Source organism: Pseudomonas sp. 1L-B-1-E-C1 (genome assembly GCF_057291835.1).
This window is the reverse complement of record NZ_JBXAWN010000001.1, coordinates 749,206-774,993: the sequence shown is the minus strand read 5'-3', so window position 1 is coordinate 774,993 and position 25,788 is coordinate 749,206. Positions and strand designations below refer to the sequence as shown.

Below are 25,788 nucleotides of genomic sequence, written 5' to 3'. Positions count from 1 at the left end.
CCCTGCTCCATCAGAAATCTACGGTCGCCGACAGCAGATACGTTCTCGGCGTGGAAAGCGTCAATCCCGGCTCGCTGTCATCGGATGCGCCCGCCGAACTCCAGTAGCGTTTATCCAGCACGTTTTCGACATTGGCACGCAACGTAATCGTTTTCTCGTCCAGTTTGAAAGCGTAGCGCGTGCCGACATCGAACCGCTCCCAAGAGTCGATTTCCTTGTCGTTCGACTGGTCCAGATACTGCGAACTCGAGTAAATACCGCGACTGGTGAGTGTCAGCCCTTGCACGTTTGGCACATCCCACTCCGCACCAAGGTTGACGTTGTATTTCGGTGTCGCCGGTGCGCGGTTGCCGTCGAATGTGCCGTTGGTGGTATGGGTCAATTCGCTATCGATGTACATCACTCCGCCGAGCAACCTGAAGCCCTTGAGCGGTTCGCCGAACACGCTGAGTTCTACGCCGTTGTTCTCACGCTTGCCGTTCGGGCCGAAGATTCGCGTGGCGGCGTTGGTTTCGTACGCAGGTTGTTTGATGCGAAACACCGCTGCCGTCAGCGCATAGGCGCCGGCGTCGTACTTGGCGCCGACTTCGACCTGACGGCTGATGAATGGTGGGAAGATTTCATCTTCGTTGATCGATGTCGATGGCGCGATCTTGCCTTGGCTGAGACCTTCCATGTAGTTGGCGTACAGCGAGAGTTTGTCTGTCGCCTTGAACAGAATCCCGCCCGATGGCGAGACCTTTTCTTCATCGTAGGCTGTGTCGCCCTTGATGCCGTCGCTCCAGTCATCGACTTTGACCCGCTGCCAACGCGCACCCAGGGTCAGCATCAGGCGATCATCGAAGAAACCGAGGGTGTCGGACAACGCCACGCCGCTGAAGCGGTTCTCGGTGTAGACCTTGGCGTCATTGCGGGTCGGCGTGCCGGGTCTGGCGATTTCCACCGGGTCATAGAGATTGCTGCGCCCGGCCGCATAACGGGCGCCGCCGTTTTCGAAGTCCATATAAAAGTAGTTGGCCGCCAGGTTCACTTCATGGCTGACTGGCCCGGTCTGGAACCAGTTACGAACGCCAGCGGTAGCCGTGCGGACATTTTCGTCGCGAGTGAAGTCTCGCGGCTGGACACTGAAATCACCGGCGTCGTTAGTCACCGAAACCGCATGGCGCAAGAAGTCGTGATTGCTTTTACGTGCGCCGACGCCGCCGTACAGCATCACCGAATCACTGACATCGAACTCCCCATTCACCGTACCGAAGGTATCTTTGGTGCGCGCCTTGCTCCAGGGTTGCGCATAGTTGTCGCGCACATCATTGGCGTTCGGCACCTTGGCATTGGCGGCGATTTGCACGCGCTCCTGCGGTGCGTCGGTGTCGCGTTCGGTGTGGCCGATATCGGTAGAAAGCCGCAAGCGTTCGCCACGGAAATCCAGGCCGAATACCGCCATGTCGCGATCGACACTCTGGTGATCCCATTCCGTATCGCCGGACTGTTTGACGCCGTTGAAGCGCACGCCGAACTGATTGTCTTCGCCAAAGCGCCGCCCGACATCCACCGCGCCACCGACCTGGTTGTTCGAGGCGTAGTTGGCCGTCAGCGAGGTGATCGGCTTGTCGGTGGCGCGTTTCGGCACGACGTTGATCCCCCCTCCTACACTGCCCCGTGGCGAAATCCCGTTGATCAATTGGCTCGGGCCCTTGAGGATGTCGACGCGATCGGCCATTTCCATGTCGATGGTGTACGTCGGCAAGATTCCGTAGAGGCCGTTGTAGGAAACGTCGCTGTTGAACAGGCTGAAGCCACGGATGGTGAATTGCTCGTAGCGTCCGCCGGCCGGGTTGGTCGCGCGTACCGAAGGGTCGCTGCCGATCAGGTCGCCGAGCGTGCGCGCCTGCTGGTTCTTCACCGTTTCGCTGGTGTAGGTGGTCATGCTGAACGGGGTTTCCATGAAATCCCGCGAGCCCAACAGCCCTTGCGAGCCACGCCGTGCAACCTGGCCGCCGGCGAAGACGTCGGCACCCGCCGAATCGCTCGCGCCAAGAATGGATGTCGGTGCGAGTTGCAAGGTGCTGCCTTGCGCTGCCGGTACCAGCGTATAAGCCTGATCACCGACCGGTTGCAGTTGCAGCCCCGAACCCAGCAACAGCCGACCAAACCCCTCCTCCACGCCATATTCACCGGACAACCCATTGCTGTTGCGGCCGCTAACCAGCGCCGGATCCACCGACAGATTGACTCCCGCGAGACCGGCGAACCGCGTCAGCGCCACACTCAGACTACCGGCCGGGACCTGATAACTGCGGCGGCTGCCGTCGTCGGCCCAGCTCGATTGGATCAGCACGGGGCTGGCACTCAGGCTCAGCAAAAGGCTCAACTGCAACAACGGACGCAAGCGACCTGGAAATACTGCGGGCATTGGAAGAAGCTCTCGATTTTATTCACTTGCCTGGAATGACCAGCGAGGCGAAAAAAAGGGACAGGCTTCAGCCAGTTTTTTCTGCACGCGGCACCAGCGACACCCAAAATCGCGTTCGCGTATGCACTTCGACGGGCAAACTTGCTGCCAGCAGTGACAGCACCTGGTCGGTGTCGTCGAGGCGGAAGCTGCCGGTGATACGCAGCGACTCCAGCGCCGGATCCCAGCGCAAGAGCCCCGAACGATATCGACTCAGCTCGCGGAGGAAATCACCCAGGGGCTGGTTTTGCGCCACAAGCACGCCGTCGCGCCAACCGGGCATCAACGCATCGAAAGCCGTCACCGCCCCGGCACCAAAAGCTTGCAGGCTGACTTGTTGGCCATGTTTCAATACAAACGCAGGGCCATGCACCGGCTGCAACTGCACCGAGCCGCGCAGCACGCAGACCTGGCAGTCGCGTGCATTGAGGCGAACCGAGACGTCGCTGTGTCTGACGATCATCCGCCCGTAAGGCGCGTTGACGATAAAGGCTGAATCGCCCGCTACATTGAGCGCCATCTCGCCACGAATCAGCGTCAGCTGACGTGCAGGCAGATCGATATCTACCGCGCTGTCAGTGTTGAGTTGTAGCGATGAACTACCAGCCAATTGCACTGTGCGCCGCTCGCCGGTGCTGGTGTGCATGTCGGCGCGCCAGACCTCCAGCGGCAGTTCGCGGCCGATCAACCACGCCGCTGGCACCAGCGCCGCCACGCCCAAGGCACGCTTGAGCGCCGCGCGCCGTGCAGGATCCGGCCGATCCAACGTGGCCATGGCCAGCGCCGGCGGCAAACCTGCAAAGCGCTGACGCAATTGTTGAATTTTCTGCCACGCGTTTTCGTGGCGACTGTCGCTGCTGCGCCAATGCTGCAACCGGGCGTGATCTTCATCGCTGGCTCCGCCGGACTCGAGCAATGCCAGCCATTGCGCCGCTGCCCGCGCCACTTCGCGCGTTTCATCGCTGGGGGCAACGCGCGTCACAGGTCCACCAGCAAACAATGCTCGTAAGCCTGGGCCATGTAACGTTTGACGGTGCGTTCAGAAACTTGCAAGCGCTCGGCAATCTCGCGGTAGCCAAGACCTTCGAGCTGGCTCCAAAGAAACGCCCGACGCACCGCGCGCGGCAAGCCGTCGAGCAATTCATCCAGCGCCTGCAAGGTTTCCAGCAGCAACCAGCGCTGTTCCGGCGACGGTGCGCACGCCTCCGGTAATTGCGCCAGGGCGTCGAGGTAGGCTTTTTCCAGCTGGCGTCGCGTGTAGAAATTGCTCAGCAGCCGTTTGCCGACGGTGAGCAGATACGCGCGCGGCTCGCGCAATTCGGCCAGTGGCGGCGCATTGCACAAGACGCGCACGAAGGTGTCCTGACTGAGGTCCGCCGCATCCCACGCATTGCCCATGCGCCGGCGCAGCCAGGTTTCCAGCCAGCCGCGATGTTCGCGGTACAACTGCTGCAGGCTCTGCTCCGACGGTGACGTGGCTTCAATCATCTCAAGAGACCCTGCGCGAAGGTAGATTCAAATGAGACTGATTCTATTTAACTTCGCCAAGGACACAAAGCCTTTTTCTGCTCAGCGCTTGAGCGTCTCGCTCGGCAGCTCTTTGAACAGCGCGCGGTAACTGCTGGAAAACCGCCCCAGATGCCAGAACGACCAGCGCATTGCCACTTCGGCAACCGTGGTTTCGCTAGGCCTGCGCTTGAGTAATTCCCGGTGGGCGCTGTTCAGCCGCCTCAGGCGTAACCACTGACTCGGGGCCATGCCGGTGTAGGCCTTGAAAGCCTGTTGCAACTGGCGCAGCGGTACGCCGGCAACGTGGGAAAGTTCGAGCAGATTGACCGTGTCCTCCGGCGAATCAGCCGCCCACTCCCCTACTCGCTGCATGATCTTGCGTTCCTCGTTGCGTCGCTGCAATCCGCCACGATCAAGACCGGTTCGAGCGTTGTCGAGGATGAACAGGCAGTCCTCAAGCAGCTGACGAGTCAGATGCTCTTTATCAGGTGGATCAGCAGGTTGCGCCAACTTGGTGAGAATCGAGCTTAACCAGCTGCTGAACAATGCGTTCTGCCCGCAGTTCAGCGGCGCCATGAACAACCCTTCGAGTTTTGCTACCTCCAGACCGTGCTCGCGGACAAAATCCGGCCCGAACACCACGGCGATTTCCCGGTAGTTCTCCGGCGTAATCCAGATGTTGCGGCTCTCTTCGTTGAGCAGATACAGCGCGTTGTCACTGCGATCGAAACAGAACGCCAAGGCACCGGATGGCGCGCTGAAATTCTGCTCGACCCGGGTGTTCATCTGCTCTTCGTAAACCTCGACGCCCTGCAGATCCAGATAGCGAATCTGCCCGGCGAAATGCCCTGGCGACATCTGCTGGTAATACTGGACCCAGCCCGGTGTGGCGCGGATTTGTTCGGCCACATCGGCGGTGTTGAACGCTTGAACCTGAAGCAGATTGCACGTTGTCATGAGGTGACCTTGCGCACTCTTTTGGTGCGCTTTGGTGCTGCTGAAAGTGGATAGATGGAATCGCAAGCCGCGCCCAAGATAGTCGTCAACGCGCCACAGGGGAAGGGGCGGAAGATGAAACCCGCCCTCCCCGGCGTCTACAAAACCAATAACGAGGTCTTTATGAACGCCCCCTTCGATCAGCTGTTCACCTGGCTGAAAGATCACAAGATTACCGAAGTCGAATGCGTGGTCAGCGACCTGACCGGCATCGCCCGCGGCAAGATTGCACCGACCAACAAGTTCCTGCATGAGCGCGGCATGCGCCTGCCGGAGAGCGTGCTGCTGCAAACGGTAACCGGGGATTTTGTCGACGACGATATCTACTACGACCTGCTCGACCCGGCCGACATCGACATGGTCTGCAAGCCGGTTTCTGATGCCGTGTATGTCATTCCGTGGGCCATCGAGCCAACCGCCATCGTCATCCACGACACCTTCGACAAGTTCGGTAACCCGATCGAACTGTCGCCGCGCAACGTGCTGAAGAAAGTCCTGCAGCTCTACACCGACAAGGGCTGGAAGCCGATTGTCGCGCCGGAAATGGAGTTCTACCTGACCCAACGCTGTGAAGACCCGGACCTGCCGCTCAAGGCCCCGCTGGGCCGCTCGGGCCGCGCTGAAAGTGGCCGGCAATCGTTCTCGATCGATGCTGCCAACGAGTTCGATCCGTTGTTCGAAGACGTCTACGACTGGTGCGAGCTCCAAGGCCTGGACCTCGACACGCTGATCCATGAAGACGGCCCGGCGCAGATGGAAATCAACTTCCGCCATGGCGATGCGCTGGATCTGGCTGACCAGATCACCGTGTTCAAACGCACCCTGCGTGAAGCGGCGCTCAAGCACAACGTAACCGCGACGTTCATGGCCAAGCCGATCGGCGACGAACCCGGCAGCGCCATGCACCTGCATCAGAGCGTGGTCGAGATCGGCACCGGCAAGCCGATCTTTGCTGAAGCCGAGGGCAACATGAGCGAGCTGTTCCGTCATCACATCGGTGGCCTGCAGAAGTACATCCCGAAAGTCCTGCCGATGTTCGCGCCGAACGTCAATTCGTTCCGCCGCTTCCTGCCGGACACCTCCGCGCCGGTCAACGTCGAGTGGGGTGAAGAGAATCGCACGGTGGGCCTGCGCGTGCCGACGTCGGGGCCGGAGTCGATGCGCGTGGAGAACCGCTTGCCCGGCGCCGACGCCAATCCTTATCTGGCGATTGCTGCGAGTTTGCTGTGCGGCTACATCGGCATGGTCGAAAAGATCGAGCCGAGCGCGGCGGTCGAAGGCCGGGCCTATGAACGACGCAACCTGCGCCTGCCGATCACCATCGAAGAAGCCCTGACGCAAATGGAAGAGTGCCCGAAAGTCGCCGAGTACCTGGGCAGCAAATTCGTCCGCGGTTACGTCGCGGTGAAGCGCGCCGAGCATGAAAATTTCAAGCGCGTGATCAGCTCGTGGGAGCGCGAGTTCCTGCTCCTGAGCGTCTGAGCCAAATCTGCACAAATCCTTGTGGGAGCGAGCTTGCTCGCGAAGGCGTCAGCCCAGTCACCGTTGATGTCACCTGATGCACCGCATTCGCGAGCAAGCTCGCTCCCACAGAAGAATGTGCAGCGCCTGAGAATTCCAATAAATCCAAGAGGTGTCGATATGCGTCCATTGAAATCCGTACTCCCGGTTGCGCTGAGCGTGCTGTTCAGCGCCACAGCCCACGCCGCCCCCCAGGTCAGCGTCTACAACTGGACCGACTACATCGGCGAAACCACCCTCGCCGATTTCCAGAACAAGAGCGGGATCAAGGTGATTTACGACGTCTTCGATTCCAACGAAACCCTCGAAGGCAAACTCCTCGCCGGGCGCACCGGCTATGACGTGGTAGTGCCGTCCAATCATTTTCTCGCCCGCCAGGTAAAGGCCGGCGCGTTCATGAAACTCGACCGCTCGCAGTTACCAAACTGGAACAATTTAGACCCGAAACTACTTGAATTGCTTGAGAAAAATGATCCAGGCAATGAGCACTCGGTGCCCTATCTCTGGGGCACTAACGGCATTGGTTACAACGTCGACAAGGTCAAGCAAGTGCTGGGTATCGACCACATTGATTCCTGGGCCGTACTGTTCGAACCTGAGAATTTGAAGAAGCTGAGCCTGTGCGGCGTGTCGATGATGGATTCCGCCGACGAAGTGTTTCCGGCGATTCTCAATTACATGGGCATGGACCCGCGCAGCGAAAATCCCGAGGACTATAAGAAGGCTGAAGCCAAGCTGCTGAGCATCCGCCCGTACATCACCTATTTCCATTCTTCCAAATACGTCTCGGACCTGGCCAATGGCGACATCTGCGTAGCCTTCGGTTATTCCGGCGATGTGTTCCAGGCCGCCAACCGCGCCAAGGAAGCGAAGAACGGCGTCAATATCGCTTACGCCATTCCCAAGGAAGGCGCCAACCTGTGGTTCGATCTGCTGGCGATCCCCGCCGATGCGAGCAACGCCAAAGAGGCCCATGCCTTCATCAATTACCTGCTCGATCCGCAAGTGATCGCCAAGGTCAGCGCCACCGTCGGCTACGCCAACCCGAACCCGGCGGCCAAGCCGTTCATGGATCAGGAACTGGTCAACAACCCTGAGGTTTATCCGCCTCAGGCGGTGCTCGACAAACTCTACATTTCCTCGACGCCGCCCCAGGCGATCATGCGCCTGATGACCCGGTCGTGGAGCAAAGTGAAGTCGAACAAATGAATCAGTACAGCTCACAACACCCCTGTTCGTATTACGCCGCTTCCGCCCGGGCGACCACGCCCTACCCTGTGCTGGACGGCGATTTGCTTGCCGACGTCTGCGTCATCGGCGGTGGCTTCACGGGCGTCAACACGGCGATTGAACTGGCGCAGCGCGGATTGTCGGTGGTGTTGCTCGAAGCGCGACGGATCGGCTGGGGCGCCAGCGGGCGCAATGGTGGTCAGCTGATTCGCGGCATCGGTCATGAAGTCGAGGGGTTCGCCCGCTACGTAGGCCAGGACGGTGTGCGTTATCTGCAGCGCGCCGGCATCGACTCGGTGGACCTGGTGCGCCAGCGCATCACTGCAAACGCCATCGACTGCGATCTGCGCTGGGGCTTTTGCGAACTGGCCAACACTGCTGCGCAATTCGCTGCGTTCAAGCAGGAACAGGCCAGCCTCGGCGAACTCGGCTACGCCCACGAGACCAGACTGGTCGGCCCTGAGCAGATCCGTCAGCAAGTGGTCGACGCTGGTGTGTACGCCGGTGGATTGATCGATATGGGCTCGGGCCATTTGCATCCGCTGGATCTGGTGCAAGGCGAAGCACGTCTCGCCGCGTCGCTGGGCGTACGCATTTTCGAGCAGAGTCCGGTGCTGGAAATTCTCCATGGCCCGACCGTAGAGGTGCGCTGCGCCACGGGTTCAGTGCGCGCCGGCAGCCTGGTGCTGGGTTGCAACGCGCATCTGGATGAACTGGAACCGAAACTCAGTGGCAAAGTGTTGCCCGCCGGCAGTTACATCATCGCCACCGAGCCGTTGGACGAAGCGCGTGCCGCGCAGTTGATTCCGCAGAACCTGGCGCTGTGTGACCAGAAGGTCGGGCTGGATTATTACCGACTCTCGGCTGATCGACGTTTGCTGTTCGGCGGCGCTTGTCATTATTCCGGCCGCGACCCGGCGGACATCGCCGCTTATATGCGACCGAAAATGCTCAAGGTCTTTCCGCAACTGGCGGACGTGCGCATCGACTATCAGTGGGGCGGCAAGATTGGCATCACCGCCAACCGCTTCCCCCAGGTGGGCCGGCTCAAACAGCATCCGAACGTGTTCTACGCGCAGGGCTATTCGGGTCATGGCCTCAACGTCACGCACTGGTGCGCGAAGTTGTTGGGCGAAGCCATTCACGCCGGCCACAGCCAGGGCATGGAGGTGTTCAGCGGCGTGCCGCACATGACGTTCCCCGGGGGCCCGGCCTTGCGCTCACCGCTGCTGGCATTGGGCATGTTCTGGTATCGCCTGCGCGAAATGCTCGGTTAACAGGCGCTTACATATTCCTGAAGTTAAAACGGCTGGGGATTTGCTCTATCGCAAGGCACTTCTATATTGATGAGGTGCTTTTGCGTTCCTGACGCTCAGTGCCCGAATAATCGAGGAGGACATGGATGAAGTCGTCAGCCAGCGACGAGCCGCGAGCACCCGGTCAGGCGCCGATCAAGACCCGCCGTTTCGGCATTTCGCTGGTATGGATCGTGCCGATCGTGGCGGTGCTGGTGGGCATTTCGCTGGTCATTCACAACATCCTCCAGGAAGGCCCGACGATCACCGTCACCTTCAAGACCGGCGATGGCCTGACCGCCAACAAGACCGAAGTCAGGTACCGCAACGTGGTCATCGGCCATGTCTCCGAGGTCGAACTGGCCGACGATCATAGAAACGTCAACGCCACGATCAAACTGGCCAAGCAGGCCGAAGCCTTCACCCGCGAGGATTCGCAATTCTGGGTGGTGCGCCCCCGCATCGGCGCCGGCGGTGTCTCGGGCATCGATACGCTGCTGTCGGGCGATTACATCGGTGCCGACATTGGCCAGGCCAACACTCGGGCAAAAACCTTCAAAGGCCTGGAAAACCCGCCTCCGATCACCTACGGCGAACCGGGCAAGCGCTTTACCCTGCACACCGCTGACCTCGGCTCGCTGGACATCGGTTCCCCGGTCTACTACCGCAAGATTCCGGTCGGCCAGGTGGTGTCCTACGCGCTGGACCCGGACGGCAAAGGCGTCAACATCGAAGTCTTCGTGCATTCGCCCAACGATGCCTACGTGACCGAAAACACCCGGTTCTGGAACGCCAGCGGCATCGATATCAATGTCGGCGCCAACGGCTTTGCGGTGAAAACCGAGTCGCTGTCGACTCTGCTGGTCGGCGGCATCGCTTTCCGCGCCCCGGACTACAGCCCCAACGACACGCCGGCCGGCGAAGACAAGAATTTCGAACTGTTCGCCAACCAGACCGCCGCCCTCGCCCCGCCCGACGGCAAGGCGCAGTATCTGGCGCTGCGCTTTGATCAGGCGTTGCGCGGGCTCAAGGTCGATGCGCCAGTGGAGTTCCTTGGCATCGAAATCGGTCGGGTGGTGGCGGTCAACCTCGACTTCGACGAGGTCAAGCGCACCTTTCCGGTGAATGTCGGCATCGTCATCTATCCGCAGCGACTGGGCCGCGCCCACGCAAAAATTCTCAAGACCTACCATGGCGACGAAAACGACGAGGCCACCGGTGCGCGTCTGATCGCCACTTTCGTCGAAAATGGTCTGCGCGCCCAGGCGCGCAATGGCAACCTGCTCACCGGTCAGTTGTATATTTCCCTGGATTTCTACCCCAAGGCACCGAAAGTCGCATTCGACCCTACGGCGCGGCCAGTGACCATTCCAACAGTCCCGGGCAGCCTCGAACAGTTGCAGGAAAAACTCGAAGCGATGGTCAACAAGATCAACGCGCTGCCGGTCGAGCGCATCGCCAGCAATCTCGACGGTAATCTGGTCGAGCTGCGCAAAAGCCTGAAGCAGTTCAACGCCAAGACTCTGCCCGGCGTGCAGAGCACCCTCGCCGACGTCAGCAAGACCTTGCAGTCCGCCAATTCGACTTTGGCCGAGGACTCACCGCAACGCGAGCAGCTGACCGAGACCCTCGACGAGCTCGGGCGCATGTCACGTTCGTTGCGTGAACTGTCGGATTATCTTGGCCGCCATCCTGAGTCGCTGATTCGCGGACGTCCTGACAACGCCGCGCCGCTGGACCTCAAAGGACCGCCACGCAATTGAGCACAGGAGCTGTATCCATGGCTTTACCGTTGAAGATCACCCTGCTCGCTGCGTTCGTCTTGCTGACCGCGTGCCGCAGCGACCCGATCAGCTTTCACACGCTGACCCCGGCGCAACCGGGCGTCAGTCGCAACGGCGCCGACATTGCCATCGAAAGCATCAGTGTACCGCCGCAGGTCGATCGCGCGCAGATTGTCATCCGCCAAGGCAACAGCGGCGTCGCTATCCTGGATACCGATTGGTGGAGCGCCACCCTTGCCGATGAGTTACGCGGTGCGCTGGCCGATCAATTGAGCAGTGGCGTTGGCCAGCAACGAGCTTCCGTGCGCGTCGACGTGCAGCGCTTCGATTCGATTCCTGGTCAGTACGCCCTGATCGACGTGAAATGGCGGGTGCGCCCGTTAGGCGCGACGGATGCAGCGCTGCTGACCTGTCGTTCGGTCTTGCAGACGTCTTCAGGGCCGAGCATCGAAGAACTGGTGACCGCGCAACAGAACAACGTCAAACGCCTCGCAGGGCAAATCACTCAGGCGGCCACCGGCTCGCGCTGCCCGCCGCAAAACTGACTCGGCTTACAAATCGAAGCGATCCACCGCCCGCCGCCGCTCGTTGTCATCGCGCACGTCGTAGTTGGCGGTCGTCTGGATATTGCTGTGATGCGCCAGTTTCTGTGCGATCGACAGGTCGTGCTCCTCGATCACCCGGGTGATAAACGAACGCCGAAAATCGTGGGGCATGATCTTCACCCCGACCTGCGTACCGCGTTGGCGAGCAATGTAGTAAATCGCGTGTTTGGTGATGCGCTCGCGGGTGATGTGGCTGCCCCGGCGAATGCGGTTGAACAGAAACGCATCGTCGCTCTCGCCTTCCTTGAGCTGTGAACGCCGCAGTTCCAGCCAGGCGTCGAGTTTGGCAAACGCCCAGGCCGGTGCGTATTTGATCAGCTGTTTGTTGCCCTTGCCGGTCACGGTCAGGCTGCGTTCGTGGAAGTCGACCTGACTCAGATCCAGATCCACCGATTCCGACTTGCGCATGCCGGTGCCATACAGCAACGCAATCACCGCCGCATCACGCAGGCCCTGCGGGCGCGGGTCGGCAGCGCAGACTTCCATCAGTTCGTGAATCAACGTGCGCTTGAGATTGCGGCCCTGGGACAACCGTGTGCCGGCAATGCCTTTGACCGAACGCATCTTCAGCAGGTGATCCTGGGTGATCAGACTCATGCGCCAGGCTTCGTTCATCACCCCGCGCACGGCGTTCACGTACAGCGACGAAGTGTTCGGCGCGTAACCGTCGGCACGCAACGCGGCGACCAGCGCCACGACGTCTTCCGGTTGCAAACCGTGCCACGGGATTTCTTCGATATCGACGTCCTCGAAACCGAGGCGGTCGGCGGCGTCTTGCAGCACGTAGCGCATGGTCAACTGGCTGGAAGGCGCCAGTCGTGCCAGGTAAACGGTCAGCGGATTGTGGCTGGACGGTGCGGGTTGGGTACTCGACAAATCACTCAAACGAAACGGCCTTGAAATAAAAAACGATTCAACAAAAACAATAAATGCATGAAATGAAACGCAAAAAACGGCATGACTCAATGACAGGGGTTGCCGCGAAAGGCCGACAACCTGCCGTTCGATGCCATAAAAGTCAATCGGGCATTCCCCGAACGGTCCATTTGCTGGCTCATCCACACGGTAGGCGAACTGAAACATCGCGCTCTTATCTTCAAAGCACGGAACTGCAGGCAGGAGTACGGCATGAAGATCACGGTGTTTGGCAGCGGTTATGTCGGTCTGGTGCAAGCGGCGGTGCTGGCCGAGGTGGGTCACGAGGTCGTTTGCATGGATGTCGACGCGCAGAAGATCGAGCAGCTTCGTGATGGGCACGTCAGTATTTTCGAGCCGGGCCTGGCTAACCTGGTGCGTGAAGGGCTGGATGCCAATCGCCTGCAATTCACCACCGATGAACGACGCGCTGTGTTGCATGGGCGGGTGGCGTTTATCGCGGTGGGCACGCCGTCACGCGATGACGGTTCGGCGGACCTGCGCTATGTGCTGTCGGTCGGCGACGCGATTGCCCGGCATCGTGAGCGACCGTTGATCGTGGTGGAGAAATCCACGGTGCCGGTGGGCACGGGCGATGCCTTGCGCAGCCACATCGAAAAGGCGCTGATCAAGGTCGGCCGCTTGCTGCAGTTCGATATCGTCTCCAACCCGGAATTTCTCAAGGAAGGCTCTGCCGTCGCCGATTGCCGGCGGCCGGATCGCATCGTCATCGGCTGCGAAGGCGCTGAGGTGCGTGACGTGATGCGCGATCTGTACGCGCCGTTCAATCGCAACCATGACCGCATGCTGTTCATGGATCTGCGCAGCGCCGAGCTGACCAAATACGCCGCCAATTGCATGCTGGCGACCAAGATCAGCTTCATCAACCAGATCGCCGAACTCGCCGAGCATCTGGGTGCGGACATTGAAGCGGTGCGCCAGGGCATCGGGGCCGATACGCGGATCGGCTATCACTTCATTTACCCGGGTTGCGGCTACGGCGGATCGTGTTTTCCCAAGGACATGCGCGCGCTGATTCACAGTGCCGAGCAGGCGCACTGCTCCAGTGATCTGCTGCAAGCGGTCGAGGCGATCAACCAGCGCCAGAAGCACAAGCTGTTCGAGCGCATCAATGCCTTCTACCGGGGCGATTTGCGCGGCAGGACCTTTGCTTTGTGGGGCCTGGCGTTCAAGCCCAACACTGACGATATGCGTGACGCCCCGAGTCGGGTGCTGCTCGAAGATTTGTGGGCTGCCGGTGCCAGCGTGCGTGCGTTCGATCCGGAGGCCATGCTGGAAACGCAGAAGCTCTATCCGAACGAGTCAAAACTGGTGTTGATGGGCACGCCGGAATCGGTACTGGCCGGCGCCGATGCGTTGATCATTTGCACCGAATGGCAACAGTTCAAGGCCCCGGATTTCGAGCTGATCAAACAGCGTCTGCACAGCCCGGTGATTTTCGATGGCCGAAATCTGTACGACGCCGAACGCCTGGCGCGCAATGGCTTTCAGTACTTCCCGATGGGGCGCGGCGAATCGTGCAAGTTGCCGATCACATTGCAACAGTGGCCGGCGGCTTCGGATGTGGCTTGAGCTGCCCCGGTGGGAGTCAGTGGTAATTGTGAGGTGCACAGACCCTGTGGGAGCGAGCCTGCTCGCGAATACGGTATGTCAGCAACATCGGAGGTGACTGATCCTCCGCCTTCGCGAGCAGGCTCACTCCTACAAGGGGGCGATGGTGGATCAGCTTTTTCGCCCCAGGCTTTCCGAATAAGGACATTCCCCCTCCGTGACCATTTACTCGCCCTTTATCCGCCGGCTGATGATCAGCTCGCTGACCGTGGTGATCAGTCGTGCCCTGGTCAGTCCGTTACTGACGCTGTTCCTCAGCAACAAGCTCGGGCTCAATCCGCAGGATGTCGGCCTGCTGCTGGGCATTGCCGTGTTCAGCGCCACGCTGCTGTCGCTGTACGGCGGCTACATCATCGACAAGCTGGACAAGCGCCAATTGCTGATTCTGTCGATGCTTTCCAGCGGTATCGGCCTGATCCTGCTGACCTTCGCGCAGAATCTGTATCTGGTCACCGTGGTGCTGATCATCAGCGAAACCGCGTCAGCGCTGTTCCTCATCGGTAGCAAGGCGATCCTCAGCGAACAGCTGCCGGTGGGCCAGCGGGTCAAGGCGTTTTCCCTCAACTACACGCTAACCAACATCGGCTACGCCGTCGGCCCGATGCTCGGCGTGGTCATTGCCGGGGTGCAGCCGTCCGCGCCTTTCATCGTTGCCGGGGCGATTGCGATTGGCAGTATCTTTCTGCTGCTCGGCGCAGCTAAAGATGCCCGTCCTGTATCGGCCGGCACCGCGCCGCAGAGTTTTCTCAACACCCTGGTGATCCTGAAAAACGACCGCACCATGGTGCTGTTCACTCTCGGCTGCCTGCTCAGCACATTGGTGCACGGGCGTTTTACCCTGTACCTGTCGCAATACCTGCTGGTCACCCATAACCAGCAACAAATGCTCGACACCATGGCCGCCCTGCTCGCCTGCAACGCAATCACGGTGATCCTGCTGCAATATCAGGTCGGTCGCTGGCTCAGCCGCGAACACCTGCGTCACTGGATTGCCGGTGGCACCGCGCTGTTCATCGCCGGGTTGATCGGTTTCAGCATGGCGGACAGCCTGCTCGGCTGGTGCGTGGCAATGTTCATATTCACCTTGGGCGAGATGATCATTTACCCGGCCGACTTCCTGTTCGTTGACACCCTCGCCCCGGAGGCCCTGCGCGGCAGCTACTACGGCGCGCAGAACCTCGCCGCCCTTGGTGGCGGCGCGAGCCCGGTCATCTGCGGGTTTCTACTGATGCACACACCCGCGCCGAGCATGTTCTATGCCTTGAGCGGATTGGCAGCGCTGGGCGGTTATCTGTGCTTCGTCAGCGCACGCCGTACCGCTTCAATGCAAAAATAGTGCACTAAAACTGCATTTATATGAATTTGTCAGCATCGAGTTTGATCGGCAAACTACGCGCGTTCCTCCCCCAATGTTGGAACCTTCGAGGGCTTTCCGGATATGCCGGACAAGTCCTTTTTTTTGCCCCGGATTTTGCAAAGGATCAGTTCTACATGCTTGCTCGCTGGTTGCCCGCCGCCATCAATACCCGTCCCACTGAATGGAGCCGTGCCGCGATCGGCATGAGCCTGGGCACGCTGTTCAGCGTGTGGATGTGCGCGCAGGTGTTCGGGCATGACGTCGCGTTTCATCTGATCGGCCCGCTCGGCGCTTCGGCGGTGTTGCTGTTCGCGGTGTCCTCCGGCGCCCTCGCCCAGCCGTGGTCGATTCTCGGCGGCTACTTGTGCGCTGGAGTGGTCGCCTTGCTGGTTGCCCACGTGCTCGGCCGAACGCTGGGCAGCGCCTGCCTCGCCGCCGGCATGGCGGTAATCCTGATGTGCTGGCTGCGTTGCCTGCATCCACCGGCGGGCGCCTTGGCATTGACGCTGGTGCTGGCCGATCCGGCGACCATCGCCATGGACTGGAAAGCCATGGAGCCGGTGATGCTCGGTGCCGTGTGCATGCTCGCCAGCGCCTTGGCCTACAACAACCTGACCCGCATCCGCTATCCGAAACGCCCCGCCGACCCGGCACCGCCAGTGGTCCCGGTCGACAGCCAGGCAATCACCGCCGACGACCTGAAACTGGCGCTGGCCGACATGGAGGCTTTCATCGACGTCACCCCCGAAGACCTCGAACGCCTGATCCATGCCAGCGAACTGCACGCCAAACGCCGCAGCATCAGCGAAACCTTCAGATAACCGCTGTAGGAGCTGACGAGTGCAACGAGGCTGCGATCTCTTGATTTCAAGAAACAAGAACAAAAGATCGCAGCCTCGTTGCACTCGTCAGCTCCTACGCGTACAGAAAGCAGTCCTGAGATAAAAACGCAGATTCCCCCTGCACATATCCCCGTTGTACACGGCAAATTTGCACTGTTACGATCCGCTAACGCCCGCGCGCGGGCTTTTCGAATAAAGACAATAAAAGCAGGGAGTTACTGATGACAGCTCAGGCTTCATCCCGGCGGACCCCGTCCATGGATGCCATGCAAAACGACGTGCTGGCCGAAGTGCGCAACCATATCGGCCACCTGACCCTCAACCGCCCTGCGGGCCTCAATGCAATCACCCTCGACATGGTGCGTCTGCTGCAACGTCAGCTCGATGCCTGGGCGTCTGACGCCGATGTGCACGCCGTAGTACTGCGCGGCGCGGGAGAAAAGGCGTTCTGCGCCGGCGGTGATATCCGTTCGCTGTACGACAGTTACAAGAGCGGCGACACGCTGCACGAAGACTTCTTCGTCGAGGAATACGCCCTCGACCTGACGATTCATCACTACCGCAAACCGGTGCTGGCCTTGATGGACGGTTTTGTCCTCGGCGGCGGCATGGGTCTGGTGCAAGGCGCCGATCTGCGCGTGGTCACCGAGAAGAGCCGCCTGGCAATGCCGGAAGTGGCCATCGGTTATTTTCCTGACGTCGGCGGCAGCTACTTCCTGCCGCGCATTCCCGGTGAGCTGGGGGTTTATCTGGGCGTCAGCGGCGTGCAGATTCGCGCTGCCGATGCGTTGTATTGCGGCCTCGCCGACTGGTATCTGGATAGCCGCAAACTGCCGCTGCTCGATGAGAAACTCGACCAGATGGAGTGGCAGGACACCCCGCTCAAATCGCTGCAGAACCTGCTGGCCAAGCACGCCGTGCAAACCCTGCCGGATGCGCCGCTCGAGGCTCTGCGCCCGGCCATCGATCACTTCTTTGCCTTGCCTGACGTGCCGAGCATGATCGAGCAATTGCGCGCCGTCACCGTCGCCGACAGCCACGAATGGGCAATCACCACAGCGGATCTGCTGGAAACCCGCTCGCCGCTGGCCATGGCCGTGACTCTGGAAATGCTCCGTCGCGGCAGGCATTTGAGCCTGGAGAATTGCTTTGCTCTGGAGCTGCATCTGGATCGTCAGTGGTTTGCCCGTGGCGACCTGATCGAAGGCGTGCGCGCCCTGCTGATCGACAAGGACAAGTCACCGCGCTGGAACCCGCCGACCGTCGCTGGGCTGGACGCTGCGCAGGTGGCGAGTTTCTTCCATGGTTTTGATGAGAGCGGGAGCTGAGCCATGCACGATCTCGAACTGACTGAAGAGCAAGTGATGATCCGCGACATGGCCCGGGATTTTGCCCGTGGCGAAATCGCCCCCCACGCCCAGGCCTGGGAAAAGGCCGGCTGGATCGACGACGCCCTGGTGGCGAAGATGGGCGAGTTGGGCTTGCTCGGCATGGTCGTGCCTGAGGAATGGGGTGGCACTTACGTCGATTACGTCGCCTATGCACTGGCGGTTGAGGAAATCTCTGCCGGTGACGGCGCGACCGGCGCGTTCATGAGCATTCACAACTCGGTGGGCTGCGGCCCGGTGCTCAACTACGGCAGCGATGAACAGAAGCAAACCTGGCTGGCCGCGCTGGCCAGTGGGCAAACCATCGGTTGTTTCTGCCTGACCGAACCCCAGGCCGGTTCCGAAGCGCACAACCTGCGCACCCGCGCCGAACTGCGCGACGGCCAGTGGGTAATCAACGGCGCCAAGCAATTTGTCAGCAATGGCAAACGGGCGAAACTGGCGATCGTCTTCGCGGTGACCGATCCGGACCTGGGCAAAAAAGGCCTGTCAGCGTTTCTGGTGCCGACCGACACGCCGGGTTTCATCGTCGATCGCACCGAACACAAAATGGGCATCCGCGCTTCCGACACCTGCGCGGTGACGCTGAATAACTGCAGCATCCCCGAGGCCAACCTGCTAGGTGAGCGCGGCAAAGGTCTGGCCATTGCCCTGTCCAACCTTGAAGGCGGACGCATCGGCATCGCGGCACAGGCATTGGGCATTGCCCGGGCGGCGTTTGAAGCGGCGCTGGCCTATTCGAAGGATCGCGTGCAGTTCGACAAGCCAATCATCGAGCACCAGAGCATCGCCAATCTGCTGGCCGACATGCACATGCAGATCAACGCCGCGCGGTTGCTGATCCTGCATGCGGCGCGGCTGCGCACGGCGGGTAAACCGTGTTTGTCCGAGGCTTCGCAGGCCAAGTTGTTTGCCTCGGAAATGGCCGAGAAGGTGTGCTCGTCGGCGATCCAGATCCATGGCGGCTATGGCTACCTGGAGGATTACCCGGTCGAGAAATACTACCGCGATGCGCGGATTACCCAGATTTATGAAGGGTCGAGCGAGATACAGCGGATGGTGATTGCGCGGGATCTGAAGAATTACCAGTTGTAATGGTGTCGCCCCCCTTCCCCTTCCCCTCACCCCAGCCCTCTCCCCAGGGAGAGGGAGCCGACCGGGGTGCCTCGCGCCATGCATCGACCTGAACGACCGAGTCGATTATGGCTTTAAGCAGCGATCCGGAATGTCTGCAATTATGGATTCAGCGACGACCCTTTCAGGTCGGCGTAATTCGCCAATATCGCGCGGTCAGTCCCCTCTCCCTCCGGGAGAGGGCTAGGGTGAGGGGCTTTTGAAGGTTTCACACATTATTCCTGCCCCGAACGCCGAATCGCCCTTACCCCCAACGCCGCCAGATCACTTTCCCCCTCGCCCAACGCCACCGCATCCAGCAAGTTATCGCGCAACACACTGGCCACCGGCAACGGCACATGATTCGGCTCGCCGGCCTTCAGCGCCAGGCCAACATCCTTCAAACCCAGACGCAAGGTAAACCCAGCCCCCTCAGTCTCCCGCTCGGCAATCTTCGGCCCGTAGACCTTATAGGCCGGTGCCGCGAACAGCGTGTTGGTAATGAATTCGACAAAATCGCCATTGCCCACCCCATAACTCTGGGTCAACGCCATCGCTTCGCCGGTGGCTTCGATGGCGCTGATCAGCATCATGTTGGTAGCGATCTTGAGGATGGCGGCGTTGACCGGGTCGTCGCCCATCGGCCAGGTTTTCTGCCCCATTACATCCAGCAGCGGCTGAACCCGGGCAATCGCGGTGGCCGGGCCGCCGACGGCGATGTTGAGCTTGCCGGCCTCGGCGAGATCGTTGCGTCCGAAGACCGGGGCGGCAATCAGTTGGGCGCCGACGCTGTCATGCAGCGCTGCGAGTTCCTTGATGAACTCGACCGACAGCGTGGCCATGCTCAGGTGAATCAGCCCCGGTTTGCTTGAGGCTAAGGCGCCGCTGTCGATCAGCACCGAGCGTGTCACCGCGTCGTCGGCGAGCATGCTGATCACCGCGTCGGCATCGAAGGCTTCAGCAGGATCGCCGGCGGCCGTTGCGCCCTGCCTGACCAGTTGTTCGATGGCAGGCTGGCTGCGGTTCCACACCCGCACTTCATGCCCGGCCTTGAGCAGATTGGCGGCCATGCCCTTGCCCATGGAACCCAGCCCGATAAATCCGATACGCATGTTGACCTCCGCTCTTGATGTGCAAGAAGGTCAACAGACTAGCGCTAGTGAGTGGGCCTTTAAAAGCTTCGCGAGCAGGCTCGCTCCCACAGGAGTCTCCATAGTCCAATGTGGGAGCGAGCCTGCTCGCGAATGCGTCAGCCGGAACGCCGCATCACTTACCTTGGAAAACCGCCTCGCGCTTACCGACAAACGCCGCCATCCCTTCCTTCTGATCCTGCGTCGCAAACGCGGCATGAAACACCCGACGCTCAAAACGCACGCCCTCCGTCAGGTTGACCTCGAACGCGCGGTTGACGCTCTCCTTGATCATCATCGCAATCGGCAGTGACTTGCCGGCGATCACCGCCGCGACTTTCAGCGCCTCATCAAGCAGTTCATCACTCGGCACGATCCGCGCGACGATGCCGCAGCGCTCGGCTTCTACAGCGTCGATCATGCGCCCGCTCAGGCACATTTCCATGGCCTTGGCCTTGCCCACCGCGCGGGTCAGGCGCTGGGTGCCGCCCATGCCCGGCAGCACGCCGAGGTTGATTTCCGGCTGGCCGAATTTGGCGTTGTCGCCAGCCAGAATGAAGTCGCACATCAGCGCCAGTTCACAGCCGCCGCCGAGGGCAAAACCATTGACCGCGGCGATGATCGGTTTGCGCCGGTTGGCCACGCGATCGCTGTCGCTGAACAGATCGTCCATGTAGATCTGCGGATAGGTCAGCTCGGCCATTTCCTTGATGTCGGCGCCGGCGGCAAAGGCTTTTTTCGAGCCGGTGAGGACGATGCAGCCAATGTGTGCGTCGGCTTCCAGCGTATCGAGAGCGTGGTTCACTTCACTGACCAGTTGCGCGTTCAGCGCGTTCAGCGCCTGCGGCCGGTTGAGGGTGATCAGGCCGACGCGGTCGCGGGTTTCCAGCAGAATCGTTTCGTAAGTCATGAAGAAAATTCCTTGTCAGAGATTGCGCGAAATGACCATGCGCTGAATGTCGCTGGTGCCTTCGTAGATCTGGCAGACGCGCACGTCGCGGTAGATGCGTTCCAGCGGGAAGTCGTTGAGGTAACCGTAACCGCCGAGGGTTTGCAAGGCCATGGAGCAGACCTTCTCGGCCATTTCCGAGGCGAACAGCTTGGCCATCGACGCCTCGACCAGCGCCGGTTGGCCGCTGTCACGCAAAGCCGCTGCGTAATGCACCATCTGCCGGGCGACGGCAATTTGCGTGGCCATGTCCGCCAGGCGGAACGCGACGGCCTGATGCTCGATGATCGGTTTGCCGAAGGTGTCACGCTCGCGGGCGTAGTCACGGGCGGCCTCGAATGCGGCGCGGGCCATGCCGACGGCTTGCGAGGCGATACCGACGCGGCCGCCTTCGAGGTTGGCCAGGGCGATCTTGTACCCCTCGCCCTCCGCGCCCAGCCGATTGGCCACCGGCACTTTCACATCTTCAAAAAGAATCTGGCAGGTGTCGGACGCGTGCTGGCCGAGTTTGTCTTCGACCCGCGCGACCTTGTAGCCCGGCGAGTCGGTCGGCACGATAAACGCGCTGATGCCGCGTTTGCCGGCGCTCGGGTCGGTCACGGCAAACACGATCACGACGCCGGCGTTCTGTCCGGAGGTGATGAACTGTTTGCAGCCGTTGAGCACATAGTGATCGCCTTCCAGTCGCGCGCGGGTCTTCAGGCTGCTGGCGTCGGAACCGGCCTGCGGTTCGGTCAATGCAAAGGCACCGAGCATGGCGCCGCTGGCCAGCGGTTTGAGGAAGCGCTCGCGCTGGTCGTCATTGCCGAACTTGAGAATCGGCACGCAGCCGACCGAGTTGTGCACGCTCATGATCGTCGAGCAGGCACCGTCGCCGGCGGCGATCTCTTCCAAGGCCATGGCGTAGGGCAGATAGCCGGTGTCACAACCGCCCCATTGCTCCGGCACGAGCATGCCGAAGAAACCCAGTTCGGCCATCTCGGCGATGGCTTCCCTGGGGAAACGGTGCTCGCGATCCCACTCGGCAGCGAACGGCTTGAGCCGCTCCTCGGCAAACTGCCGGGCCATGTCGCGGATCTGGGTTTGGTCTTCGTTGGGGATCATCGTGAGTCCTTGGGTGTAGGAGCTGTCGAGTGCAACGAGGCTGCGATCTTTTGATCTTGATCTTGATCTTGATCTTGAAAGCAAGATCAAGAGATCGCAGCCTCGTTGCACTCGTCAGCTCCTACAGGGGATTTGAGTGGGTCAGTAGAGGCATTCCACGGCCATGGCCGTGGCTTCGCCGCCGCCAATGCAGATCGCTGCTATGCCGCGCTTGAGTTGTTTCTGCCGCAGCGCCGCGAGCAACGTCACCAGGATCCGCGCGCCCGAGGCGCCGATCGGATGGCCCAGCGCGCAGGCGCCGCCATGCACATTGAGCTTGTCGTGGGGAATCTCCAGGTGCGTCATCGCCGCCATGCCGACCACGGCAAACGCTTCGTTCACTTCAAACAGATCCACCTGATCCAGCGTCCAACCGGTCTTCTTCACCAGTTTCTTGATCGCGCCAATCGGTGCGGTGGGAAACAGGCCCGGTGTATCAGCGAACGCAGCATGCCCATGAATCACCGCCAGCGGCTTGAGGCCCAGTTGCTGCGCGTGGGACTGGCGCATCAGCACCAGCGCCGCCGCGCCGTCGGAAATCGAGCTGGAGTTGGCTGCGGTGACCGTGCCGCCCTCGCGGAACGCCGGTTTCAGCGAGGCAACCTTGTCGAGTTTGGCTTTTGGCGGCTGCTCATCGTTGCTGATCACCACCCGCTCTTTGCCGACGGTCACCGTCAGCGGGACGATTTCGTCCGTGAAGCTGCCATCCTTCATCGCCTGTTGCGCGCGGGTGGTCGAGGCAATGGCGAAAGCGTCCTGCGCCTCGCGGCTGAAGCCGTTGGTTTCGGCGCAATCCTCAGCGAAGGTGCCCATCAGGCGGCCCTTGTCGTAGGCGTCTTCGAGGCCGTCCAGGAACATTGAATCGAGCACGCGGCCGTGACCCATGCGATAGCCGGCGCGGGCGCGATCGAGCAGGTACGGCGAGTTGGACATGCTTTCCATGCCGCCGGCGATCACCACGTCGGCACTGCCGGCAAGCAGCATGTCGTGGGCCATGATGGTGGTCTGCATGCCCGAGCCGCACATCTTGTTGACCGTGGTGCAGCGCGTCGATTTATCCAGCCCGGCACCCAGCGCAGCCTGACGTGCCGGCGCCTGACCGAGGCCGGCGGGCAGTACGCAACCAAACAGCACTTCATCAACCGCGTCGCTGGCGACACCGGCGCGTTCGACCGCAGCCTTGATCGCCGCCGCGCCAAGTTGCGGCGCGGTGAGGCTTTTCAGTTCGCCCTGAAAACCGCCCATCGGTGTGCGGACGGCGCTGACGATAACAATCGGATCGTTGGACATAGTCATGACGGATTCCTCTTTACTTGGCGGCCATGCGCAAGGCGCCGTCGAGACGGATCACCTCGCCGTTGAGCATGCTGTTTTCAATGATGTGGCGCACCAGCGCGGCGTATTCGGCAGGCTTGCCCAGACGCGGCGGGAACGGCACACCAGCGGCCAGCGAGTCGCGCACTTCCAGGGTCATGCCGGCCATCATTGGCGTTTCGAAGATACCCGGTGCGATGGTCATCACGCGAATGCCGAAGCGCGCCAGTTCACGGGCGGCCGGCAGGGTCAGGCTGGCGATCGCACCTTTCGATGCCGAGTACGCGGCTTGGCCAATCTGACCGTCGAACGCTGCGACCGAGGCGGTGTTGATGATCACTCCACGCTCGCCGTCAGCATTGGCTTCGCTCTCGGCGATCGCCGCCGCAGCCAGGCGCAGCATGTTGAAACTGCCGATCAGGTTGACGTTGATCACTTGGGCAAAACTGCTGAGGGCGTGCGGGCCGTTATTGCCGAGAATCTTCTCGCCGCGAACGATGCCAGCGCAGTTGATCAGACCGTTGAGGCTGCCAAACGCGGCGACGGTCGCTTGCACAGCGGCTTCGGCGGCGGCTTCATTGCTGATGTCGGCAACCACGCTTTGCGCGCCGAGGCGCTGGGCCTGAGCGGCGACGGCTTCGGCGTTCATGTCGACCAGCATGACTTTTGCGCCGGCACTGACCAGCAATTCAGCGCTGGCGGCACCGAGGCCTGACGCGCCGCCGGTGACGATAAAAACCTTGTTCTCGATCTGCATGACGGTGTTCCCTTGGATTCAAGCTGAAACTCTGTGCGCCGCGGCCTCTTGAGCCTTGGCGATTTCCTGGTTGCGCAAGATAAAGCGCTGCAATTTGCCACTCGGGGTCTTGGGCAATTCGCTGACAAATTCGATTTCACGCGGGTACGAATGCGCGGCCAGACGCTTGCGCACGTGTTGGCGCAGTTCTTCGGCCAACTCCGGCGCGGCGCGGTACTGCGCACTGAGCACGACAAAGGCTTTGACCAGTTCGGTGCGTTCCGGATCGGGTTTGCCGACGACCGCCGCTTCGACCACGGCCGGGTGTTCGATCAGCGCACTTTCCACATCGAACGGGCCGACGCGGTAGCCCGAGGTGGTGATCACGTCGTCACTGCGGCCGACAAAGCTGATGCTGCCGTCGGGGTTCCATTCGACGGTGTCGCCGCTCAGGTAGTAGTTGCCGACAAAAGCCTTGGTCGGCGCGCCTTCGTAGCCGCCGAACCAGCACATCGGCGACTGCGGCCGGTCGATGGCGAGAATGCCGGGCTGGCCGACGCCCAGCTCGTTGTACTGCTCGTCGAGGACAACGATGCGATGGCCGGGCGAAGCGAAACCGGCGGCGCCGACATGCACGGGGTGCTCGAGGCCATGGTGGTTGCACAGCACCATGCCAAGTTCGGTCTGGCCGTAGTGGTCGTGTATGACCACATCGAGGTTGTCGGCGAACCAGCGAATCACTTCCGGATTCAGCGGCTCACCGGCGCTGCTGACGATGCGCAGCTTGCCCTTGATCGATCTGGCGAACTCTTCGCCCCCGGCAATCAACAACCGATACGCGGTGGGCGAACCGGTGAGATTGGTAATGCCATATTTGTTGATCACCCGGCAGGTGCTTTCGAGGGTGAACGGGCCATCGTAGAAGGTGATCGGGTGCCCCAGCGCCAACGGCCCGGTCACACCGAAATAAATGCCATAGGCCCAGCCCGGATCAGCGACGTTCCAGAACGCATCTTCAGGACGCAGGTCCACCGCATCGCGGGTGTAGCTTTGAAAAGCAACAACGGCTTTGAGCGGCACCGACAGCGCTTTCGCCGGACCCGTGGTGCCCGAGGTGAACATCAACAGGAACGGGTCTTCGCCGGTCAGCAGCATTGGTGCGCAGACATTAGAATAGTTGCTCAGCTCGGCCCAGAAACTGAAATCACCACGGACAATCCCCTGACCTTTCACGCCGCCAACCGTGACGATGGTCGGGCATGCGCTGACTTCGCTTAGCTTCGGCCGGTTGACCGCATCGGTGACCACGACTTTTGCCTCGGAGCTGTTCAGGCGATGTTCGAGGGCTTTCGGGCCAAATGCGGTAAACAGCGGCTGATACACCGCGCCGATGCGCCAGGTGGCGAGAACAGTGACCAATAATTCGACATTACGCGGCAGCAGCCCGGCGACCTTGTCACCCTTCTGCACGCCTTGGGCGAGGAGGAAATTGGCGAAACGCGCGGCTTTGTCTTGCAGATCAGTGAAGGTGTAAGTCGCACTTGAGCCGTCGCGACCTTCCCAGAACAACGCGATGCGACCGGGCAAGGCATGGCGGTCACAGCATTCGACGCAGGCGTTGAGTGCCGCCAGCGTGCCGCTGAGCGACGCATTGACGGTGTGCTGGTAATCGAACTGTTCGGTGGCAGACAAGTAATCGCGCATTGCCAGAATCCCTCGGTGTTTTTATTAGGCTGGGAACCGTAAACAACACAGGGATAGTCGCGCCGCGCGGGGCTTGGGGCAATGGTCAAAGTTATCAACGTGGCTGACTGGTTTGGCCAAGGGGTTGGCGCCGCATCCCCTGTAGGAGCTGACGAGTGCAACGAGGCTGCGAT

The 25,788-nt window shown here is 60.9% G+C and carries 21 protein-coding genes; 10 read left to right on the top strand and 11 right to left on the bottom strand.

Translation table 11 applies throughout. From position 1 onward, the window contains the following. Nucleotides 1-10 precede the first annotated feature (10 nt). The 4 genes from AC0Z4S_RS03340 to AC0Z4S_RS03325 all read right to left on the bottom strand — a co-directional run bounded on the left by AC0Z4S_RS03340 (nucleotide 11) and on the right by AC0Z4S_RS03325 (nucleotide 4,918). Nucleotides 11-2,413 carry a TonB-dependent receptor gene (locus AC0Z4S_RS03340; protein ID WP_485622023.1) on the bottom strand — a complete coding sequence of 801 codons (2,403 nt, stop codon included), beginning with the start codon at nucleotides 2,411-2,413 and terminating at the stop codon, nucleotides 11-13. Between the two features lie 67 nt (nucleotides 2,414-2,480). Beyond that, complete coding sequence (locus tag AC0Z4S_RS03335) at nucleotides 2,481-3,434, bottom strand: FecR domain-containing protein (RefSeq protein WP_485622022.1); 954 nt, start codon at nucleotides 3,432-3,434, stop codon at nucleotides 2,481-2,483. Next, a complete protein-coding gene (locus AC0Z4S_RS03330) occupies nucleotides 3,431-3,940 on the bottom strand; it encodes a sigma-70 family RNA polymerase sigma factor (protein ID WP_485622021.1) in 510 nt (169 codons plus the stop codon). The genes AC0Z4S_RS03335 and AC0Z4S_RS03330 overlap by 4 nt, the downstream gene beginning before the upstream one ends. An 81-nt stretch (nucleotides 3,941-4,021) precedes the next feature. Next, nucleotides 4,022-4,918 carry a helix-turn-helix domain-containing protein gene (locus AC0Z4S_RS03325; RefSeq protein ID WP_485622020.1) on the bottom strand — a complete coding sequence of 299 codons (897 nt, stop codon included), beginning with the start codon at nucleotides 4,916-4,918 and terminating at the stop codon, nucleotides 4,022-4,024. Between the two features lie 162 nt (nucleotides 4,919-5,080). Here AC0Z4S_RS03325 and AC0Z4S_RS03320 point away from each other — a divergent pair, with 162 nt between their 5' ends. The 5 genes from AC0Z4S_RS03320 to AC0Z4S_RS03300 all read left to right on the top strand — a co-directional run bounded on the left by AC0Z4S_RS03320 (nucleotide 5,081) and on the right by AC0Z4S_RS03300 (nucleotide 11,332). Continuing rightward, nucleotides 5,081-6,439: a glutamine synthetase family protein gene (locus AC0Z4S_RS03320; RefSeq protein WP_485622019.1), complete on the top strand. Its 1,359-nt coding sequence runs from the start codon at nucleotides 5,081-5,083 to the stop codon at nucleotides 6,437-6,439. A gap of 159 nt (nucleotides 6,440-6,598) precedes the next feature. Beyond that, nucleotides 6,599-7,687: a polyamine ABC transporter substrate-binding protein gene (locus tag AC0Z4S_RS03315; RefSeq protein WP_485622018.1), complete on the top strand. Its 1,089-nt coding sequence runs from the start codon at nucleotides 6,599-6,601 to the stop codon at nucleotides 7,685-7,687. Beyond that, entirely contained in the window at nucleotides 7,684-8,985 is a 1,302-nt protein-coding gene (locus AC0Z4S_RS03310; RefSeq protein WP_485622017.1) for an NAD(P)/FAD-dependent oxidoreductase, read from the top strand. The genes AC0Z4S_RS03315 and AC0Z4S_RS03310 overlap by 4 nt, the downstream gene beginning before the upstream one ends. A gap of 125 nt (nucleotides 8,986-9,110) precedes the next feature. Beyond that, on the top strand, nucleotides 9,111-10,766 hold the full coding sequence (locus tag AC0Z4S_RS03305; RefSeq protein ID WP_253501814.1) for a PqiB family protein: 1,656 nt from the start codon (nucleotides 9,111-9,113) through the stop codon (nucleotides 10,764-10,766). A 17-nt stretch (nucleotides 10,767-10,783) separates the two neighbouring features. Then, nucleotides 10,784-11,332 carry a PqiC family protein gene (locus AC0Z4S_RS03300; protein WP_253501811.1) on the top strand — a complete coding sequence of 183 codons (549 nt, stop codon included), beginning with the start codon at nucleotides 10,784-10,786 and terminating at the stop codon, nucleotides 11,330-11,332. A gap of 6 nt (nucleotides 11,333-11,338) precedes the next feature. On the opposite strand, the gene AC0Z4S_RS03295 is transcribed toward AC0Z4S_RS03300, so the two are convergent. Continuing rightward, nucleotides 11,339-12,277, bottom strand: a complete 939-nt coding sequence (locus AC0Z4S_RS03295; protein ID WP_471877855.1) for a site-specific integrase — start codon at nucleotides 12,275-12,277, stop codon at nucleotides 11,339-11,341. Nucleotides 12,278-12,520: 243 nt separating this feature from the next. Between AC0Z4S_RS03295 and AC0Z4S_RS03290 the strand changes: the two genes are divergently transcribed. From AC0Z4S_RS03290 to AC0Z4S_RS03270, 5 genes are all read left to right on the top strand, one after another. Continuing rightward, entirely contained in the window at nucleotides 12,521-13,900 is a 1,380-nt protein-coding gene (locus tag AC0Z4S_RS03290; protein WP_485622016.1) for a UDP-glucose dehydrogenase family protein, read from the top strand. Nucleotides 13,901-14,129: 229 nt separating this feature from the next. Then, a complete protein-coding gene (locus tag AC0Z4S_RS03285; RefSeq protein WP_485622103.1) occupies nucleotides 14,130-15,275 on the top strand; it encodes an MFS transporter in 1,146 nt (381 codons plus the stop codon). Between the two features lie 155 nt (nucleotides 15,276-15,430). Further along, nucleotides 15,431-16,117, top strand: a complete 687-nt coding sequence (locus tag AC0Z4S_RS03280) for an HPP family protein (protein ID WP_485622015.1) — start codon at nucleotides 15,431-15,433, stop codon at nucleotides 16,115-16,117. 242 nt (nucleotides 16,118-16,359) lie between these two features. Beyond that, the gene (locus AC0Z4S_RS03275) at nucleotides 16,360-17,466 is read left to right on the top strand and encodes an enoyl-CoA hydratase/isomerase family protein (protein WP_485622014.1); all 1,107 of its coding nucleotides are present in this window, start codon (nucleotides 16,360-16,362) and stop codon (nucleotides 17,464-17,466) included. Nucleotides 17,467-17,469: 3 nt separating this feature from the next. Next, entirely contained in the window at nucleotides 17,470-18,621 is a 1,152-nt protein-coding gene (locus AC0Z4S_RS03270) for an acyl-CoA dehydrogenase family protein (protein WP_253501797.1), read from the top strand. Between the two features lie 254 nt (nucleotides 18,622-18,875). Here the strand turns inward: AC0Z4S_RS03270 and AC0Z4S_RS03265 are convergent, their stop codons facing one another. The 6 genes from AC0Z4S_RS03265 to AC0Z4S_RS03240 form a co-directional block, all read right to left on the bottom strand. Continuing rightward, nucleotides 18,876-19,751, bottom strand: coding sequence for an NAD(P)-dependent oxidoreductase (locus AC0Z4S_RS03265; protein ID WP_485622013.1), 876 nt, complete (start codon nucleotides 19,749-19,751; stop codon nucleotides 18,876-18,878). A 154-nt stretch (nucleotides 19,752-19,905) separates the two neighbouring features. Beyond that, a complete protein-coding gene (locus AC0Z4S_RS03260) occupies nucleotides 19,906-20,679 on the bottom strand; it encodes an enoyl-CoA hydratase (RefSeq protein WP_471877860.1) in 774 nt (257 codons plus the stop codon). A 15-nt stretch (nucleotides 20,680-20,694) separates the two neighbouring features. Continuing rightward, nucleotides 20,695-21,822: an acyl-CoA dehydrogenase gene (locus tag AC0Z4S_RS03255; protein ID WP_485622012.1), complete on the bottom strand. Its 1,128-nt coding sequence runs from the start codon at nucleotides 21,820-21,822 to the stop codon at nucleotides 20,695-20,697. Nucleotides 21,823-21,963: 141 nt separating this feature from the next. Continuing rightward, nucleotides 21,964-23,157: an acetyl-CoA C-acyltransferase gene (locus AC0Z4S_RS03250; protein ID WP_485622011.1), complete on the bottom strand. Its 1,194-nt coding sequence runs from the start codon at nucleotides 23,155-23,157 to the stop codon at nucleotides 21,964-21,966. Nucleotides 23,158-23,170: 13 nt separating this feature from the next. After that, nucleotides 23,171-23,932, bottom strand: a complete 762-nt coding sequence (locus tag AC0Z4S_RS03245) for an SDR family NAD(P)-dependent oxidoreductase (RefSeq protein WP_485622010.1) — start codon at nucleotides 23,930-23,932, stop codon at nucleotides 23,171-23,173. A gap of 18 nt (nucleotides 23,933-23,950) precedes the next feature. Further along, nucleotides 23,951-25,615, bottom strand: coding sequence for an AMP-binding protein (locus AC0Z4S_RS03240; protein ID WP_485622009.1), 1,665 nt, complete (start codon nucleotides 25,613-25,615; stop codon nucleotides 23,951-23,953). Between the last annotated feature and the right edge of the window lie 173 nt (nucleotides 25,616-25,788).

Excerpts from the sequence above, each read along its gene's own strand:
- AC0Z4S_RS03340 (WP_485622023.1), bottom strand. The coding sequence starts at position 2,413 with ATGCCCGCAGTATTTCCAGGTCGCTTGCGTCCGTTGTTGCAGTTGAGC.
- AC0Z4S_RS03330 (WP_485622021.1), bottom strand. The coding sequence starts at position 3,940 with ATGATTGAAGCCACGTCACCGTCGGAGCAGAGCCTGCAGCAGTTGTAC.
- AC0Z4S_RS03325 (WP_485622020.1), bottom strand. The coding sequence starts at position 4,918 with ATGACAACGTGCAATCTGCTTCAGGTTCAAGCGTTCAACACCGCCGAT.
- AC0Z4S_RS03320 (WP_485622019.1), top strand. The coding sequence starts at position 5,081 with ATGAACGCCCCCTTCGATCAGCTGTTCACCTGGCTGAAAGATCACAAG.
- AC0Z4S_RS03315 (WP_485622018.1), top strand. The coding sequence starts at position 6,599 with ATGCGTCCATTGAAATCCGTACTCCCGGTTGCGCTGAGCGTGCTGTTC.
- AC0Z4S_RS03310 (WP_485622017.1), top strand. The coding sequence starts at position 7,684 with ATGAATCAGTACAGCTCACAACACCCCTGTTCGTATTACGCCGCTTCC.
- AC0Z4S_RS03305 (WP_253501814.1), top strand. The coding sequence starts at position 9,111 with ATGAAGTCGTCAGCCAGCGACGAGCCGCGAGCACCCGGTCAGGCGCCG.
- AC0Z4S_RS03300 (WP_253501811.1), top strand. The coding sequence starts at position 10,784 with ATGGCTTTACCGTTGAAGATCACCCTGCTCGCTGCGTTCGTCTTGCTG.
- AC0Z4S_RS03290 (WP_485622016.1), top strand. The coding sequence starts at position 12,521 with ATGAAGATCACGGTGTTTGGCAGCGGTTATGTCGGTCTGGTGCAAGCG.
- AC0Z4S_RS03285 (WP_485622103.1), top strand. The coding sequence starts at position 14,130 with ATGATCAGCTCGCTGACCGTGGTGATCAGTCGTGCCCTGGTCAGTCCG.
- AC0Z4S_RS03280 (WP_485622015.1), top strand. The coding sequence starts at position 15,431 with ATGCTTGCTCGCTGGTTGCCCGCCGCCATCAATACCCGTCCCACTGAA.
- AC0Z4S_RS03275 (WP_485622014.1), top strand. The coding sequence starts at position 16,360 with ATGACAGCTCAGGCTTCATCCCGGCGGACCCCGTCCATGGATGCCATG.
- AC0Z4S_RS03270 (WP_253501797.1), top strand. The coding sequence starts at position 17,470 with ATGCACGATCTCGAACTGACTGAAGAGCAAGTGATGATCCGCGACATG.
- AC0Z4S_RS03265 (WP_485622013.1), bottom strand. The coding sequence starts at position 19,751 with ATGCGTATCGGATTTATCGGGCTGGGTTCCATGGGCAAGGGCATGGCC.
- AC0Z4S_RS03260 (WP_471877860.1), bottom strand. The coding sequence starts at position 20,679 with ATGACTTACGAAACGATTCTGCTGGAAACCCGCGACCGCGTCGGCCTG.
- AC0Z4S_RS03255 (WP_485622012.1), bottom strand. The coding sequence starts at position 21,822 with ATGATCCCCAACGAAGACCAAACCCAGATCCGCGACATGGCCCGGCAG.
- AC0Z4S_RS03250 (WP_485622011.1), bottom strand. The coding sequence starts at position 23,157 with ATGACTATGTCCAACGATCCGATTGTTATCGTCAGCGCCGTCCGCACA.
- AC0Z4S_RS03245 (WP_485622010.1), bottom strand. The coding sequence starts at position 23,932 with ATGCAGATCGAGAACAAGGTTTTTATCGTCACCGGCGGCGCGTCAGGC.
- AC0Z4S_RS03240 (WP_485622009.1), bottom strand. The coding sequence starts at position 25,615 with ATGCGCGATTACTTGTCTGCCACCGAACAGTTCGATTACCAGCACACC.